This window comes from Vibrio splendidus, from assembly GCF_003345295.1.
Lineage (GTDB): Bacteria > Pseudomonadota > Gammaproteobacteria > Enterobacterales > Vibrionaceae > Vibrio > Vibrio splendidus_K.
On the sequence record NZ_CP031055.1, the window covers coordinates 2,672,772 to 2,687,478 of the forward strand.

Genomic DNA, 14,707 nt, shown 5'->3' on the forward strand with positions numbered 1-14,707 from the left:
TGATTAGAACTATCATAAATTAGGTCGGAGGAGAAAAATAGAGTCTTTTCCCTCCCCCTTTAATGTGTACTCTAACGAATGATTTCAAGCTCTTCTATTGGAATATCTAACTTTTCTAGTTGAGGACGAAGCGAAGCCGCGTCACCAACAACAATTATTTGATAATCATTCGGGTCAAACCATTTCTTAGATAGCTCGTTTAAGGTCTCTTTTGAAACCGTTTCAACTATCTGATTACGCTGTTGTAGGTAATCTTCATCAAGGCTCAATGCAACAATATTACTCAACAATCCAGCCTTTTGACTTGGCGTTTCGTATTTAAGTGCATCTTGTTGACCGACGGCAAGGCGCATAAATTTCACCTCTTCGTCAGTTAATCCACTCTGACTAAATTCATTTAGCTCGGCGATAAACTCTTGAATCGATGGAACCGTCGCATTTGCTCTTACTTGGGCGCTAAAAACCACGGCACCAGTTTCTCGAGTACTTGCAAAATAACCGCTAGCACCGTAAGTGTACGCTTTGTCTTCACGTAAGTTTTGGTTAATGCGGCTATTGAAGTTACCGGCTAAGTTAAAGTTGGCTAGCTGGCTCAAATACAACTCACCAGTCGCGTCGAAAGGTAAACCTTTACGCACTAAACGAACAATACTTTGCGGCGCACCCGGTTTATCAACTAAATACAGATGCTGTCCTGAAAGCTCTTTGATGATCTGAGGACGCGTTAGTGGTGCCGCATCGCCTTGCCATTGTTCGAAGAATTGAAGCTGCTTGCTGACCTCTTTCTTCGAGATGTCGCCTACAATAACAATATTAGCCCCCTCAGGAGTATAGTGCTGACTGTAAAACAGTTTTACATCGTCTAAGGTTAACGATTCTAAAGAGGCCTTAGTACCATCACTCGCTCGACCAAAGATGCTGTTGCCAAACAAAACTTCACGTGTGGCTTGAGAAGCCATCCAGCTTGGTTGTTGATGCTGATAAACAACACCTTCAAGCATCTGCTTCTTCACGCGTTCGAAGTCTTGCTCATCAAACTTAGGCTCAAACAAAACCTCTTGTACGATCGCTAAGGTTTGAGGCAGGTTTTTCTCTAGCGTTGAAACCGAGATATCCGTGGTATAACTACCTGCGCCAATGCTAACGCTACTGCCAAGCTTATCTAAGGTCGCCTGTAGTTCTTCAACCGTTCGTTTAGTCGACCCCTCTTCCATCATCGAAGCCGTTAGGTTCGCTAAGCCTTCTTGCCCTTTACGAACATAGCGTTCGCCTGCAGGCAGTTGAATTTGCAGCTGTACTGTTGGCGTTTCACTGGTCACGGTACCAATCAAATCAGTGCCGTTTGCAAAATGCATGCGGTACAACTCAGGCATGGTCGCTTCAACACCAAAGTTCACTTCTGGCATCACACTGCGATCAAATGTGTTTGGCGCCTTTCTGAAATCCAGTTGGTCTTCCGTTACCTTACTGTATTCAGGAAGGGTACGTGCAGGTGTGGTAAAGGTAGCCTCACGAACCGCTAAGTCGAGTTTTTTCTTCGGAACCACACTCAAGGTAACCTTGTGCTTGCCTTCGATGAAATCTTGGTATGCCTTGCTTACGCTTTCTGGAGTAACCGCTCGAATTTGATCGAGTTGTGATTCAATACGATCCGGCTGACCATAGAAGGTTTGGTTAGACGCGAGCTGTGAAACCTTGCCTTTAACACTTTGCAGTTCAAAAACTGCATCCGCTTCTGCCATACCAGTGATCTGATCTAAACGCTCTTGTTCAACGCCCTCTTTCGAGAATTGATCTAAGGTATCCATCAGCTCTTTGTTTAGAACCGTCAAATCGCCTTTTTCACCTGAATTGCCCATCGCATAAACATACATGGTACAAGCCAATTCAGCACAATCATGGAATGAACCTGCACTCACCGCTTTTTGCGTCTTAACCAAGTTTTGATATAGGTAACTGTTGGTACCAGAACCTAAAACGTTAGACAGTGTATTTAACGAAGCTTGTGTTTCTTCACCACGATATGTCGTTGGCCAACCGACCAGTACCATCGGCTGACGAATATTATCTTTTAAGGTGATGTACTTGTCTTCAGTCAGCACTGCAGGTTGTTTCTCAGCGGCCTTAACTTCAGGGCCTTGAGGGATAGGGCCAAAGTACTTGTTAACCCACTCTAGCGTGTCATCAACGTCGATATCACCACCGATCGTTAACACGGCATTGTTTGGGCCATACCAACGTAAGAAAAATGCCTTAAGGTCATTCACATCAACACGGTCTAGATCTTCCACATAACCGATTGGTTGCCATGAGTAAGGGTGACCTTCAGGGTAAAGCGCTTCACCCATGCGTTCCCACATCAAGCCATAAGGACGGTTTTCATAACTTTGCGCACGTTCGTTTTTAACCGTGCCTCTTTGAACTTCGAATTTCTTCTGAGAAACCGCATCCAATAAGAAACCCATTCGGTCTGATTCTAACCACAACATTTTCTCAAGTTGGTTAGATGGAACGGTTTCAAAGTAGTTAGTACGGTCACGGTTAGTCGTGCCGTTTAACGAGCCACCAGCCTCGGTAATGATCTTAAAGTGCTGTTGGTCACCGACATTCTCTGAACCTTGAAACATCATGTGTTCGAAGAAATGAGCAAAGCCTGACTTACCAATCTGCTCACGTGCAGAACCTACGTGATAAGTGACATCAACATGCACCAACGGATCGGAATCATCAGGAGAAAGAATAACGGTCAAGCCATTTTCAAGCTGATATTTCGCATACGGAATCACGACTTTATCTTTAGAAGGCTTAACTTCTTCTAACAAGGTGACCCCTTCCGGAAGCGAAGAAAAGAAGGGTGTTGAGCTAGGTACATTGTAAGAACAGCCAGCGATGGCGATAAGAGAAAATGTACCAAGTAAAACCTTTTTCATAGGTTCTCCTTAGAAAAAACCGAAGTAGATAGCAGCAAGTAAGCTGTAGCGAGCGGCTTTGCCAATCGCTATCAAAATAACGCTAGGGATAAATTTCATTCTTAGCCAACCCGCCGCGAGACACAAAGGGTCACCAATAACGGGCAACCAACTGAATAACAGTGTCCAGTAACCATAACGGCTCAGCCAAGCCATAGCCTTATGACCATGCTTTTCAGATTGAGTTCGATTGGGCAACCACAAACCAATCCAATAATTAGTCAGGCCACCTAAGGTGTTACCGAGTGTCGCTATTAGAATAATCGACGATGTTGAGAATTGATCTAGGCTCAATGCTGCAACAAGGCTGGCTTCTGAACCGCCGGGCAATAACGTGGCACTTAAGAAGCCACTGATGAAGAGTACCCAAAGCGCCGAGTCAGAGAACCACAGCGCTATGTTTTCAAAAAGGGAATTAAAGAACTCTAGCACTGCCTATCAACCTTCTTGCATTTTAAGTAGTACCTTGCCTCTGGTGTGTCCGGTTTCAACCTGCAGATGCGCCGACTGCGCTTCATCTAACTGGTAGATACCTTGAATTTCTGTTTTGAGCAATCCGACACTGACCATGTACAACATAGTGTCCATTTGCTCTGGGTTTGGTTCAACCAGCATGCCTGATGCAGTAAAGCCTAATAATGTTGCTTTTTCGCAGATCAATTCAGCAGATAAAGTTGGGACTGTCACCACTCTTGCGCCATCTTTTAGGCACTTCAACGCATCGAGAGCGGTATCGCCACCAACCAAATCAATCAGCACATCGACATCAGAGACTCTTTCCGATGCTGGCGCAAATTTATAGTTAATCGCATGAGCGCCTAACGTTGCTAAGTAATCAAGATTCGCTTCACTACAAGTTGTGTAAACCTCGGCTTTCGCTGCCACGGCGATTTGAACCGCTAGATGACCAACGCCGCCTGCGCCCGCCAAGATAAGTACGCGATCGCCCTCTTTCACTTCAGCTTTGTTGAGCGCTTGGGCTGCTGTTTGACTGGCTAATGGTAATGCCGCAGCCGCTTCTAGAGTCACCGAATCAGGAACCATGCTTAATGCCGCTTCTGGGACACACACATATTGGCTGTAACCGCCACCTTGCAGTGGGAAACCAATAAAGCCTGCCACGTTGTCGCCAACCGTAAAGCGCTCAGCCTGCTCCCCTAGGGTGACAATTTGCCCTGAAATGTCATAACCAGGAACCCAAGGCAGGTTATCTTTGTTCTGTGCTGCAGCCCAACCTAGACCAGCACGGGTTTTAACATCAATCGGATTAATGCCCGAAAAGGAAACTTTAACCACGACTTCTCCAGCCTTAGGCTCAGGAATAGCACGGGGTTGAATACTGAGGTTTTCGACACCGCCGAATTGAGTAATCGCTATCTGTTTATTTTCCATTTCCACATTTCCTTGATTGATAAAAGCCCTAATGAGCAAGCACCCTAATTGATAAAAAGAAAGGGATGCGAAAGCATCCCTTTGACTATAAACCATTTAATAAGGCTAAGTTAACCGCTCATTCGTAAATTGACGACCAATTAACGTAACGATACGTGACCTAGGAACCTACTAGCCCACTAGAGCTAATAGAATACCCGCCGCAACCGCACTACCAAGTACACCTGCCACGTTCGGGCCCATCGCATGCATCAACAAGAAGTTTTGAGGGTTTGCCTCAAGACCAACCTTGTTTACAACACGAGCCGCCATCGGAACCGCTGATACACCGGCCGCGCCAATCAATGGGTTGATGTCTTCTTTAGAGAAGCGATTAAGCAACTTCGCCATTAACACGCCACCCGCCGTACCAATACTGAACGCCACCGCACCTAAACCTAAAATACCCAGCGTCTCTAAGTTCAAGAACGTGTCCGCTTGAAGCTTAGAACCAACACCTAGGCCTAGGAAAATAGTTACGACGTTAATCAGTTCGTTTTGAGCTGTTTTTGAAAGGCGATCAACCACACCCGCTTCACGCATTAAGTTACCCAAGCAGAACATACCTACTAGAGGTGTTGCTGAAGGTAGGAACAGAATCGTCATCAGTAGTACAGCAAGCGGGAAAAGGATCTTCTCGGCTTTACCAACGTGACGTAACTGCGCCATCTTAATCTTGCGTTCTTCCGGCGTCGTTAGCGCTTTCATGATAGGTGGCTGAATAATAGGAACTAAAGCCATGTAGCTGTAAGCCGCAACTGCAATGGCACCTAGTAGGTCAGGAGATAACTTACTCGCCAAGAAGATCGCGGTTGGGCCATCGGCACCACCAATGATCGCAATTGACGAAGCATCTGCCATTGAGAATTCCATACCTGGAACATAGTTCAGCAAGATCGCACCAAATAGCGTTGCGAAGATACCAAACTGAGCCGCAGCCCCTAGCCATAACGTTTTAGGGTTAGCAATCAACGCACCGAAGTCCGTCATTGCACCAACACCCATAAAGATCAGCAGTGGGAAAATACCCGTTTCAATACCAATGTAGTAAACGTAGTAAAGCAAACCACCGGGATCAGTAAACCCAGCATTTGGAATATTTGCTAATACAGCACCAAAACCAATCGGTAATAAAAGTAGCGGTTCAAATCCTTTACGAATTGCCAAAAACAACAATAAGCAACCGACCAGCATCATACAAATCTGGCCGAACTCAAAGTTAGCAATCCCTGTTTCAGACCATAAGGTCATCAATCCTTCCATGGTACTCCCTTACGCTAAGCTTAGTAGTGGAGCGCCTACAGTAACTGCATCGCCTTCTTTAACATTCAATTCCTGAACGATACCACCACGAGCAGCACGAACTTCCGTTTCCATCTTCATCGCTTCCAAGATCAGTAGCACATCGCCTTCAGCCACTTCAACACCTGGCTGAACGATAACTTTGAAGATGTTGCCTGCTAATGGAGCTGGAACTGCTTCTGCATCAGAAGCCGCTGCAGGTGCAGCTTGAGCCCCTTGTGCTGGCTTAGCTGATGGACATACTGATGTGAGTTCGCCTTGTGGCCCGACTTCAACATCATAAACTTGACCATCAACCTTCACGCTGTAGCTTTCAATGCTACCAGCAACAGGCTGTGGTGCCGCAACAGGAGCTGCCGTTTCTGCAGTTGGTGCAGGTTCAAATGCTTCAGGGTTACGACGGTTCTTAAGGAACTTAAGGCCGACTTGTGGGAAAAGTGCGTATGTCAGTACATCATCAACGGTATCTTCAGCGAGTGAAATGCCATCTGATTTCGCTTTTTCTAAAAGGTCTGTCGTTAACGTATCCATTTCAGACTTAAGTAAATCAGCAGGACGACACGTGATTGGCTCTGCACCATCTAACACTTTCGCTTGCAGTTCAGCATCAACCTCAGCAGGCGCTTGACCATATTCACCTTTCAGTAGACCCGCAGTCTCTTTAGTGATGCTCTTGTAGCGCTCACCCGTTAGAACGTTGATAACCGCTTGAGTACCAACAATCTGAGAAGTAGGTGTTACCAAAGGAATGTAACCCAGCTCTTTACGTACACGAGGGATCTCTTCGAGCACTTCGTCCATACGATCGGCTGCGCCTTGCTCTTTAAGCTGACCTTCCATGTTGGTTAACATGCCGCCAGGAACCTGAGCAATCAAGATACGTGAATCAACACCTTTTAGCTGACCTTCCCATTTCGCGTACTTTTTACGTACATCACGGAAGTAAGCCGCGATGGGTTCGATCTGATCAAGCTTAAGCTTGGTATCACGCTCTGTACCTTCTAACATCGCAACAACCGTTTCAGTTGGCGTGTGACCGTAAGTACAGCTCATTGAAGAAATAGCGGTGTCTAGAATATCGATACCCGCTTCAACGGCTTTAACCGCTGTTGCTGTCGATAGACCGGTTGTCGCGTGGCTATGCAACGCTAGAGGAACGTCACACGATGCTTTGATACGTGTAATCAGCTCTTCCGCTTCATACGGCTTTAATAAACCTGACATATCTTTGATACATAGTGAGTGACAACCTAGGTCCTCTAGGCGTTTAGCTAAATCAACCCAAGTATCTGAGTTGTGAACCGGACTGGTTGTGTAAGACAACGTACCTTGAGCGTGACCACCAACATCAATCGTTGCTTTCACTGCTGTTTCAAAGTTACGTACGTCATTCATCGCATCAAAAATACGGAATACGTCCATGCCGTTCTTATGGGCACGTTCAACAAATTTCTCTACTACATCATCCGCATAGTGACGGTAACCCAATAAATTTTGACCACGCAGTAGCATCTGCATTGGTGTGTTTGGCATCGCTTTTTTCAGCTCACGCAAACGCTCCCACGGATCTTCTCCTAGAAAACGAATACACGAATCAAACGTTGCGCCGCCCCAAGTCTCTAAAGACCAGTAACCGACTTTATCCAGTTCTGCCGCAATTGGCAGCATATCTTCGATACGCATACGAGTAGCAAATAGTGACTGGTGCGCGTCACGAAGTACCACATCTGTGATAGCTAGTGGTTTAGACATGCTCATAAACTCCTTTTTAATCCTTTAAATGCTACTTAGCAGTAGACGCACGGTATTGATGAACCGCGGCCGAAATTGCTGCCACTACCTGTGGACTAACAGCTGAAGGGTTTGATTGTGATTTTTTAATTTTTTTAGGTGCTGCGATCGGCTCTGGTACTTCTTCTGGTACCAGTTTTGACATCAACCGAACGAGGTAAACTAGAATAGTTAGGAAAATAAAGACAACGGACATCCCCGTTATCATTAGAGTCGCCGCATCTCCTAGCAGGCTTCCAATATTAGTCATGTTGCTTCCTTTCTTCGTCATCCTGACATACGTGCAGGATTTCAGCGAATAGTGATCCCGACCCATGGATTATCTCGATTGGTAAAAGTTTGTCAATTTTGTTTAAGGTTCTGTTACGGATAACGCACACATAAGGTTAATTATTCGCCTATCAGATCACATAAATCTGTCAAATACGTCATTTATAGATATTTAAACTGTGACTTAAACGGGGCTTTTCTTAGAAATGATATGAGAAAGGTGGAATAACAAAGAAGCAATCAAGAATTACTTTAAATACAACAAGTTAAATAACGACAAAATTTAACATTATCGCAACAAATTTACAGCAGACATAAAAAAAGCCTCGTATAAACGAGGCTTTCTTTAATAAGGTGGTGCGCCCTGGAGGATTCGAACCTCCGACCGCCTGGTTCGTAGCCAGGTACTCTATCCAGCTGAGCTAAGGGCGCAACGGTTTCGATATTAAATTGTTAGTTAAGGCAATAAAGCAGTTAAGACTATAAAGCAAAACTAAACATTCAACATCAGGATTAGTGAAAACCCTAAATAGTGGTGCGCCCTGGAGGATTCGAACCTCCGACCGCCTGGTTCGTAGCCAGGTACTCTATCCAGCTGAGCTAAGGGCGCAACGGTTTCGATATTAAGCTTTAGCTAAGGCAATAAAGCAAAACTAAACGTTCAACATCAGGGTTAATAAAAACCCTAAATAGTGGTGCGCCCTGGAGGATTCGAACCTCCGACCGCCTGGTTCGTAGCCAGGTACTCTATCCAGCTGAGCTAAGGGCGCAACGATTTCGATATTAAGCTGTTAGTTAAAGCAATAAAGCAGTTAAGGCAATAAAGCAAAACTAAACGTTCAACATCAGGATTAGTGAAAACCCTAAAAGTGGTGCGCCCTGGAGGATTCGAACCTCCGACCGCCTGGTTCGTAGCCAGGTACTCTATCCAGCTGAGCTAAGGGCGCAACGGTTTCGATATTAAGCTGTTAGTTAAAGCAATAAAGCAGTTAAGGCAATAAAGCAAAACTAAACGTTCAACATCAGGATTAATGAAAACCCTAAATAGTGGTGCGCCCTGGAGGATTCGAACCTCCGACCGCCTGGTTCGTAGCCAGGTACTCTATCCAGCTGAGCTAAGGGCGCAACGGTTTCGACACTGAGCTTTTAGCTAAGGCAATAAAGCAAAACTAAACGTTCAACATCAGGATTAATGAAAACCCTAAATAGTGGTGCGCCCTGGAGGATTCGAACCTCCGACCGCCTGGTTCGTAGCCAGGTACTCTATCCAGCTGAGCTAAGGGCGCAACGGTTTCGACACTGAGCTTTTAGCTAAGGCAATAAAGCAAAACTAAACGTTCAACATCAGGATTAATGAAAACCCTAAATAGTGGTGCGCCCTGGAGGATTCGAACCTCCGACCGCCTGGTTCGTAGCCAGGTACTCTATCCAGCTGAGCTAAGGGCGCACGGTATCTTCAAGCGAAGAAGTTGTGAAATATATCACATTCTTGTTTCTACGAAACAAAAAAAAGGCCATAGGCCTGTAATGAATGGCGGTGAGGGAGGGATTCGAACCCTCGATGCGGCTACAAACCACATACTCCCTTAGCAGGGGAGCGCCTTCGGCCACTCGGCCACCTCACCAAATTCATTATTCTTATCCATTACTTATTAACAAAGTAATCTAAAGAATGGTGCGCCCTGGAGGATTCGAACCTCCGACCGCCTGGTTCGTAGCCAGGTACTCTATCCAGCTGAGCTAAGGGCGCACATTGTTACTTCTGTGTTTGCTTGCAAATTCAAACGTGCAAGAAATGGCGGTGAGGGAGGGATTCGAACCCTCGATGCGGCTATAAACCACATACTCCCTTAGCAGGGGAGCGCCTTCGGCCTCTCGGCCACCTCACCGTCTTGCGGAGGCACATATTACGTTTTACCGAAAATATGTCAAACACTTTATTGAAAAAAACCGGACAAAAACATTCAACCGTTTGCAATTTAATCAAAGCGCTTGCAAATTGAACTTATAACATCCAATTAGCGCTTTTTCCCTTAAAAATTAAGGTGAAAGATTGGCAATAATTAACAGCGGAAAACAATTATCTAATTTATCTCGCAGCAAGTGTCACTGCTGTTTGCACCATACTACGGGATGCTCTATTTCGCCATAGGGAAAGTCAGTAAAACTTGAACTGCGGCAAACAAATATCATGCTGCCTCAATAAGAGTTAACTCAAGCGGTGTGGCTTTTCTATATCAAGCATTCAGCTCAGCATCTTCACCTAAGCCAGTTATTGAACTAACCAATCACTAAGTTGTGATTCTGCTGCCCCAAGATCAAAAAAGGCTAGCAACAATGCTAGCCCCTCTTCTACGCAAAAGTATTAGTAGTTGCCAGATGCAACGTTACCATTACCTTTTTCAGCTTGAATGCGCATGTAGATCTCTTCACGGTGAACAGATACTTCTTTAGGTGCGTTAACACCAATACGTACTTGGTTACCTTTAACGCCTAGTACAGTAACTGTTACTTCATCACCAATCATCAGTGTTTCGCCAACACGGCGAGTCAAAATTAGCATTCTTTGCTCCTTGAGTAATCTCTAAATTTATCTAGCTACGAGAGCATTATCCAACAAAAGTTATATTTTCGTAAACTATCGATTGAGTTTATTTAACCAAAATGCACTTCTTTTTTAAGATAACCCTGTGTTTCACGCGCTACGATGTATGCATTGTGTAATATGTTAGCAGCTATATCGACTTGCGTTGGTGATATCACCAAAGTTAAAGACTGCTGCTGCAATAAGTGATGTTGTACATCAATTTCGCCTTCAGACAACAATCCATGTGAACTGACCACAATTTCTTGCGTTCGGCTTCCTACCACAGTTAACAAACTAACATATTCACTATTACGGATTTTTTCAGCAAAAACTAGTTTTAATTTAGCACTTATGTCCGGTTTGATAATGAGCGCTGCCCGTTTCTGTTTCCTCGATCACACTACAGACTTCGATCCCTAACAACTGGCAATGCGACATGAGAGACGGTAAATCTTGATTCAAACACTCGATGAGAACCATATCTCTTTGAATGGCTATTCCAGCAATATCATTCAAACAATCATTACCCGCGATGAGAGTGCCCTCGCCTTCTTCAAAACTCGAAAGTACTCTCAGTGGTACATTGTGTCGCCACGCATGCTGAACACATGGCAGGTGCAAAACCTTAGCGCCTCTGCGAGCCATTTCTTCCATAGAGGGAAAGTCTAAGGTATCTAATTTTTTAGATTGCTTAACCACTCTAGGGTCGCAGGAATATACGCCATCAACGTCGGTATAGATCTGACACTCTTTAGCTTGAAGCGCGCCCGCTAATGCAACGGCCGTAGTATCTGAACCACCTCGCCCTAAGGTTGTGATATCACCTTTCGCGTTAACGCCTTGAAAACCTGCAACAATGACAATCTGGTCATCATCTAACAGCGCTCTAATAGGGGCGGTATCAATACGCTCAATCGTCGCATTATTATGATTAGAATCGGTGTGTATCTTGGCTTGATAGCCGGTCATCGATGTCGCTTCATAACCCAACTTGTGCAACGTCATCGCCAACAAAGCCATGGAAACTTGTTCTCCAGCCGTTAACAACACATCCAATTCTCTAGCGTTTGGTACGCTATCAACTTGTGAAGCTAAGTTAACTAACCGATTTGTTTCACCTGACATAGCAGAAACGACAACCAGAATCTGGTTCCCTTCATTTTTCGCTTCAATGATTTTTTCTGCTACATGATGGATTCGTTCTATTGAACCCACCGACGTTCCACCAAATTTCTGCACGATAAGAGGCATTTTCACCCGTCCTCACCTTCCCAAGACCAATGTCTATATATGACAAAAAAACACATACTCCGCGTCAGGGCGAAGCAATAAAAAATTAACCAAGGAGTCTAACGTTTCCATTGGACTTCTTGGTTAATCTCAATCAAACCTTGTTTAAACACGCTTCCAATAGGCAAAATAAAAGATGCCCAATCAACTGATTGGGCATCTTTGTATCAATTACTTAAGCTTAAAGACGCTCTTCTAGCCAAGTACGCACAGATTTAAGCGCTTCTGGCAGTGCTTCAACGTCGGTACCGCCCGCTTGAGCCATATCTGGACGACCGCCGCCTTTACCGCCAACTTGCTCAGCAACCATCTTAACGAGGTCACCCGCTTTTACTTTGCCGATAAGGTCTTTGGTTACGCCAGCAATCAAGCCAACTTTACCGTCTGCGATATTCGCAATCAGGATGATGCCGCTACCTACTTGGTTTTTAGCGTTATCAACCATAGTACGTAGGTTCTTGTTGTCTGCGCCTTCAATTGCAGCAACCAAAACTTTAGTACCAGAGATGTCTTCTACTTTGCCCATGATATTTGCGCTTTCTGCAGCAGCCATCTTTTCTTTAAGCAGTTGGATTTCTTTCTCTAGAGATTTCGCTTTCTTAGCTGATTCAGCCAATTTCTCTTCGTAAGCGTTAGCCTGAGCTTCTACTGCATCTAGAGCCGCTTCACCCGTTACCGCTTCGATACGACGAATACCTGCAGCGATACCACCTTCAGATGTGATCTTGAATAGGCCGATATCACCCGTATTGCTTGCGTGGATACCACCACAAAGCTCAGTAGAGAAATCGCCCATCGACAGAACGCGAACTTCATCATCGTACTTCTCGCCAAACAGTGCCATTGCACCTTTTTCTTTCGCTGACTCGATGTCCATGATGTTGGTTTCAATCACGTGGTTCTTACGAACTTGTGCGTTAACCAAACGCTCTACTTCTTTAATCTGTGCCGGTGTTACCGCTTCAAGGTTAGAAAAGTCAAAACGTAGGTTGTCTGGCTTAACTAAAGAACCTTTTTGAGCAACGTGCTCACCTAGAACTTCGCGCAGTGCGGAGTGAAGTAAGTGAGTTGCTGAGTGGTTTAGTGAGATAGCAACACGACGCTCAGCGTCAACCGTTGCTTCTACTTTATCGCCTTGAGCAAATACACCTTCAACTAGCTCACCGTGGTGAGCAAATGCGTTACCTAGCTTCTGAGTGTCTTGTACTTTGAATAGACCAGATGCTGTTTTTAGCGTACCAACGTCACCACATTGACCGCCTGACTCAGCGTAGAATGGTGTCTCTTCAAGGATGATGATTGCTTTGTCGCCAGCCGATAGTGAAGATACTTCTTCGCCGTCAACAAATAGCGCAGAGATTTCACCAGCGCCTTCAGTCGCTGTGTAACCACAGAACTCAGTGTTCGTGTCTACTTTGATCGTCGCGTTGTAATCAGTACCGAATTGGCCTGCTTCACGTGCACGCTTACGCTGTGCTTCCATCGCCTTCTCAAAGCCTTCTTCATCGATAGTAAAGTCGCGTTCACGAGCTACATCGTTAGTAAGGTCAGCTGGGAAGCCGTATGTATCGTAAAGTTTGAAGACTGTTTCACCATCAAGCTCTTTGCCTTCAAGTGCGTCTAATGCGTCGTTAAGGATAACCATGCCACGCTCTAGCGTGCGACCAAAGTTCTCTTCTTCGATGCGAAGTACTTTTTCAACAAGCTCTTGTTGTTTCTTAAGCTCTTCAGCTGCAGAACCCATCACTTCAGCCAGTACACCCACAAGTTTGTGGAAGAAAACGCCTTGTGCGCCAATCTTGTTACCGTGACGAACTGCACGACGAATAATACGACGTAGAACGTAGCCACGACCTTCGTTTGAAGGCATTACGCCATCAGCGATTAGGAATGAACAAGAACGGATGTGGTCAGCAATAACGCGCAGCGATTGGTTAGATAGGTCGTCGTGACCAACCACTTCTGCTGTCGCTTTGATTAGCTTTTGGAATACATCAATTTCGTAGTTAGAGTGAACGCCCTGCATGATTGCAGAGATACGCTCAATACCCATACCAGTATCTACAGCTGGCTTAGGTAGCGGTTCCATAGTGCCGTCAGCGTGACGGTTGAACTGCATGAATACGTTGTTCCAAATCTCGATGAAACGGTCACCATCTTCTTCAGGTGTACCAGGACGACCGCCCCAGATGTGCTCACCGTGATCGTAGAAGATTTCAGTACATGGACCACAAGGACCTGTGTCACCCATTGTCCAGAAGTTATCAGACTCAAACTTCTTGCCGCCTTCTTTGTCGCCGATGCGAACAATCTTGTCAGCTGGGATGCCCACTTTCTTGTTCCAGATTTCGAATGCTTCGTCATCTGTCTCGTAAACCGTTACTAACAGGCGATCTTTTGGCAGACCTAGTGTTTCAGTCAGGAATTCCCAAGCAAACCCAATCGCTTCTTCTTTGAAGTAATCGCCAAAGCTGAAGTTACCTAGCATTTCGAAGAATGTGTGGTGACGAGCCGTGAAACCTACGTTTTCAAGGTCATTGTGTTTACCACCCGCACGTACACAACGCTGAGCCGTAGTTGCTCGAGTGTAGGCACGCTTTTCGGCGCCTAGGAAGCAATCTTTGAATTGGTTCATACCTGCGTTAGTGAACAGCAGGGTTGGATCGTTATGTGGAACTAACGATGAACTGTCTACGATTTGGTGTTCTTTGCTCTCAAAGAACTTAAGGAACGCGTTGCGAACCTCATCAGTGCTCATGTACATGCAGCTCTTCCTGAAAATAGTCGAGTTAGAATTTTGCCGTATTGTAGATCATGGTTAAGGCTTCGACTAGTTTTCTTGTAGAAAAGACACCCTTGGGCAGGATTTTAGTTGGAAATCGATAAAATGAAGAATATTCCACTAGCTCAGATAGGGAACAAACAAAAAATTGGCAAGCTACCTCAAACAACCAAATAGATCTAGCAAGGCGCTGCAAGGATGGGGACAGATACTTTGACAAAAAAAGCCCCGCATAAAATATGCGAGGCTTCCTATTCTTTCAAAGCGGATGTTCCTTTCAAACAC

At 45.2% G+C, this 14,707-nt stretch carries 8 protein-coding genes, 10 tRNA genes and 1 pseudogene; all 19 read right to left on the reverse strand.

The annotated features are described in order from the left end of the window. Positions 1-71: 71 nt before the first annotated feature. The 19 genes and pseudogenes from DUN60_RS11670 to alaS all read right to left on the reverse strand — a co-directional run bounded on the left by DUN60_RS11670 (position 72) and on the right by alaS (position 14,404). The gene (locus DUN60_RS11670) at positions 72-2,930 is read right to left on the reverse strand and encodes a M16 family metallopeptidase (protein WP_114634002.1); all 2,859 of its coding nucleotides are present in this window, start codon (positions 2,928-2,930) and stop codon (positions 72-74) included. Positions 2,931-2,939: 9 nt separating this feature from the next. Further along, entirely contained in the window at positions 2,940-3,401 is a 462-nt protein-coding gene (locus tag DUN60_RS11675; protein ID WP_004741880.1) for a YqaA family protein, read from the reverse strand. 6 nt (positions 3,402-3,407) lie between these two features. Continuing rightward, on the reverse strand, positions 3,408-4,361 hold the full coding sequence (locus DUN60_RS11680; RefSeq protein WP_065205149.1) for an NADP-dependent oxidoreductase: 954 nt from the start codon (positions 4,359-4,361) through the stop codon (positions 3,408-3,410). 171 nt (positions 4,362-4,532) lie between these two features. Then, positions 4,533-5,663: a sodium ion-translocating decarboxylase subunit beta gene (locus DUN60_RS11685; RefSeq protein WP_004735495.1), complete on the reverse strand. Its 1,131-nt coding sequence runs from the start codon at positions 5,661-5,663 to the stop codon at positions 4,533-4,535. Between the two features lie 9 nt (positions 5,664-5,672). After that, on the reverse strand, positions 5,673-7,454 hold the full coding sequence (oadA, locus tag DUN60_RS11690) for a sodium-extruding oxaloacetate decarboxylase subunit alpha (RefSeq protein WP_065205150.1): 1,782 nt from the start codon (positions 7,452-7,454) through the stop codon (positions 5,673-5,675). A 31-nt stretch (positions 7,455-7,485) separates the two neighbouring features. After that, positions 7,486-7,743, reverse strand: coding sequence for an oxaloacetate decarboxylase subunit gamma (locus DUN60_RS11695; protein WP_010435831.1), 258 nt, complete (start codon positions 7,741-7,743; stop codon positions 7,486-7,488). Positions 7,744-8,118: 375 nt separating this feature from the next. Next, positions 8,119-8,195: transfer RNA gene (locus DUN60_RS11700), tRNA-Arg, on the reverse strand. A 101-nt stretch (positions 8,196-8,296) separates the two neighbouring features. After that, positions 8,297-8,373 (reverse strand) — tRNA-Arg (locus DUN60_RS11705). A gap of 83 nt (positions 8,374-8,456) precedes the next feature. Next, positions 8,457-8,533: transfer RNA gene (locus tag DUN60_RS11710), tRNA-Arg, on the reverse strand. A gap of 100 nt (positions 8,534-8,633) precedes the next feature. Further along, positions 8,634-8,710 (reverse strand) — tRNA-Arg (locus DUN60_RS11715). Positions 8,711-8,811: 101 nt separating this feature from the next. Continuing rightward, positions 8,812-8,888, reverse strand: a tRNA-Arg gene (locus DUN60_RS11720). 84 nt (positions 8,889-8,972) lie between these two features. Further along, positions 8,973-9,049, reverse strand: a tRNA-Arg gene (locus DUN60_RS11725). Between the two features lie 84 nt (positions 9,050-9,133). Beyond that, a tRNA-Arg gene (locus tag DUN60_RS11730) sits at positions 9,134-9,210 on the reverse strand. A gap of 85 nt (positions 9,211-9,295) precedes the next feature. Next, positions 9,296-9,388, reverse strand: a tRNA-Ser gene (locus DUN60_RS11735). 48 nt (positions 9,389-9,436) lie between these two features. Further along, positions 9,437-9,513, reverse strand: a tRNA-Arg gene (locus tag DUN60_RS11740). A gap of 46 nt (positions 9,514-9,559) precedes the next feature. After that, positions 9,560-9,652, reverse strand: a tRNA-Ser gene (locus tag DUN60_RS11745). A 476-nt stretch (positions 9,653-10,128) separates the two neighbouring features. Then, positions 10,129-10,326, reverse strand: coding sequence for a carbon storage regulator CsrA (csrA, locus tag DUN60_RS11750; RefSeq protein ID WP_004415691.1), 198 nt, complete (start codon positions 10,324-10,326; stop codon positions 10,129-10,131). A gap of 92 nt (positions 10,327-10,418) precedes the next feature. Further along, positions 10,419-11,601 (reverse strand): annotated as a pseudogene (locus DUN60_RS11755) (aspartate kinase). Between the two features lie 220 nt (positions 11,602-11,821). Beyond that, positions 11,822-14,404: an alanine--tRNA ligase gene (gene alaS / locus DUN60_RS11760; RefSeq protein ID WP_114634003.1), complete on the reverse strand. Its 2,583-nt coding sequence runs from the start codon at positions 14,402-14,404 to the stop codon at positions 11,822-11,824. Between the last annotated feature and the right edge of the window lie 303 nt (positions 14,405-14,707).

What these genes read in the sequence shown, in the direction of transcription:
- DUN60_RS11670 (WP_114634002.1), bottom strand. Translation starts at nt 2,930, where the DNA reads ATGAAAAAGGTTTTACTTGGTACATTTTCTCTTATCGCCATCGCTGGC.
- DUN60_RS11680 (WP_065205149.1), bottom strand. Translation starts at nt 4,361, where the DNA reads ATGGAAAATAAACAGATAGCGATTACTCAATTCGGCGGTGTCGAAAAC.
- DUN60_RS11685 (WP_004735495.1), bottom strand. Translation starts at nt 5,663, where the DNA reads ATGGAAGGATTGATGACCTTATGGTCTGAAACAGGGATTGCTAACTTT.
- oadA (WP_065205150.1), bottom strand. Translation starts at nt 7,454, where the DNA reads ATGTCTAAACCACTAGCTATCACAGATGTGGTACTTCGTGACGCGCAC.
- DUN60_RS11695 (WP_010435831.1), bottom strand. Translation starts at nt 7,743, where the DNA reads ATGACTAATATTGGAAGCCTGCTAGGAGATGCGGCGACTCTAATGATA.
- csrA (WP_004415691.1), bottom strand. Translation starts at nt 10,326, where the DNA reads ATGCTAATTTTGACTCGCCGTGTTGGCGAAACACTGATGATTGGTGAT.
- alaS (WP_114634003.1), bottom strand. Translation starts at nt 14,404, where the DNA reads ATGTACATGAGCACTGATGAGGTTCGCAACGCGTTCCTTAAGTTCTTT.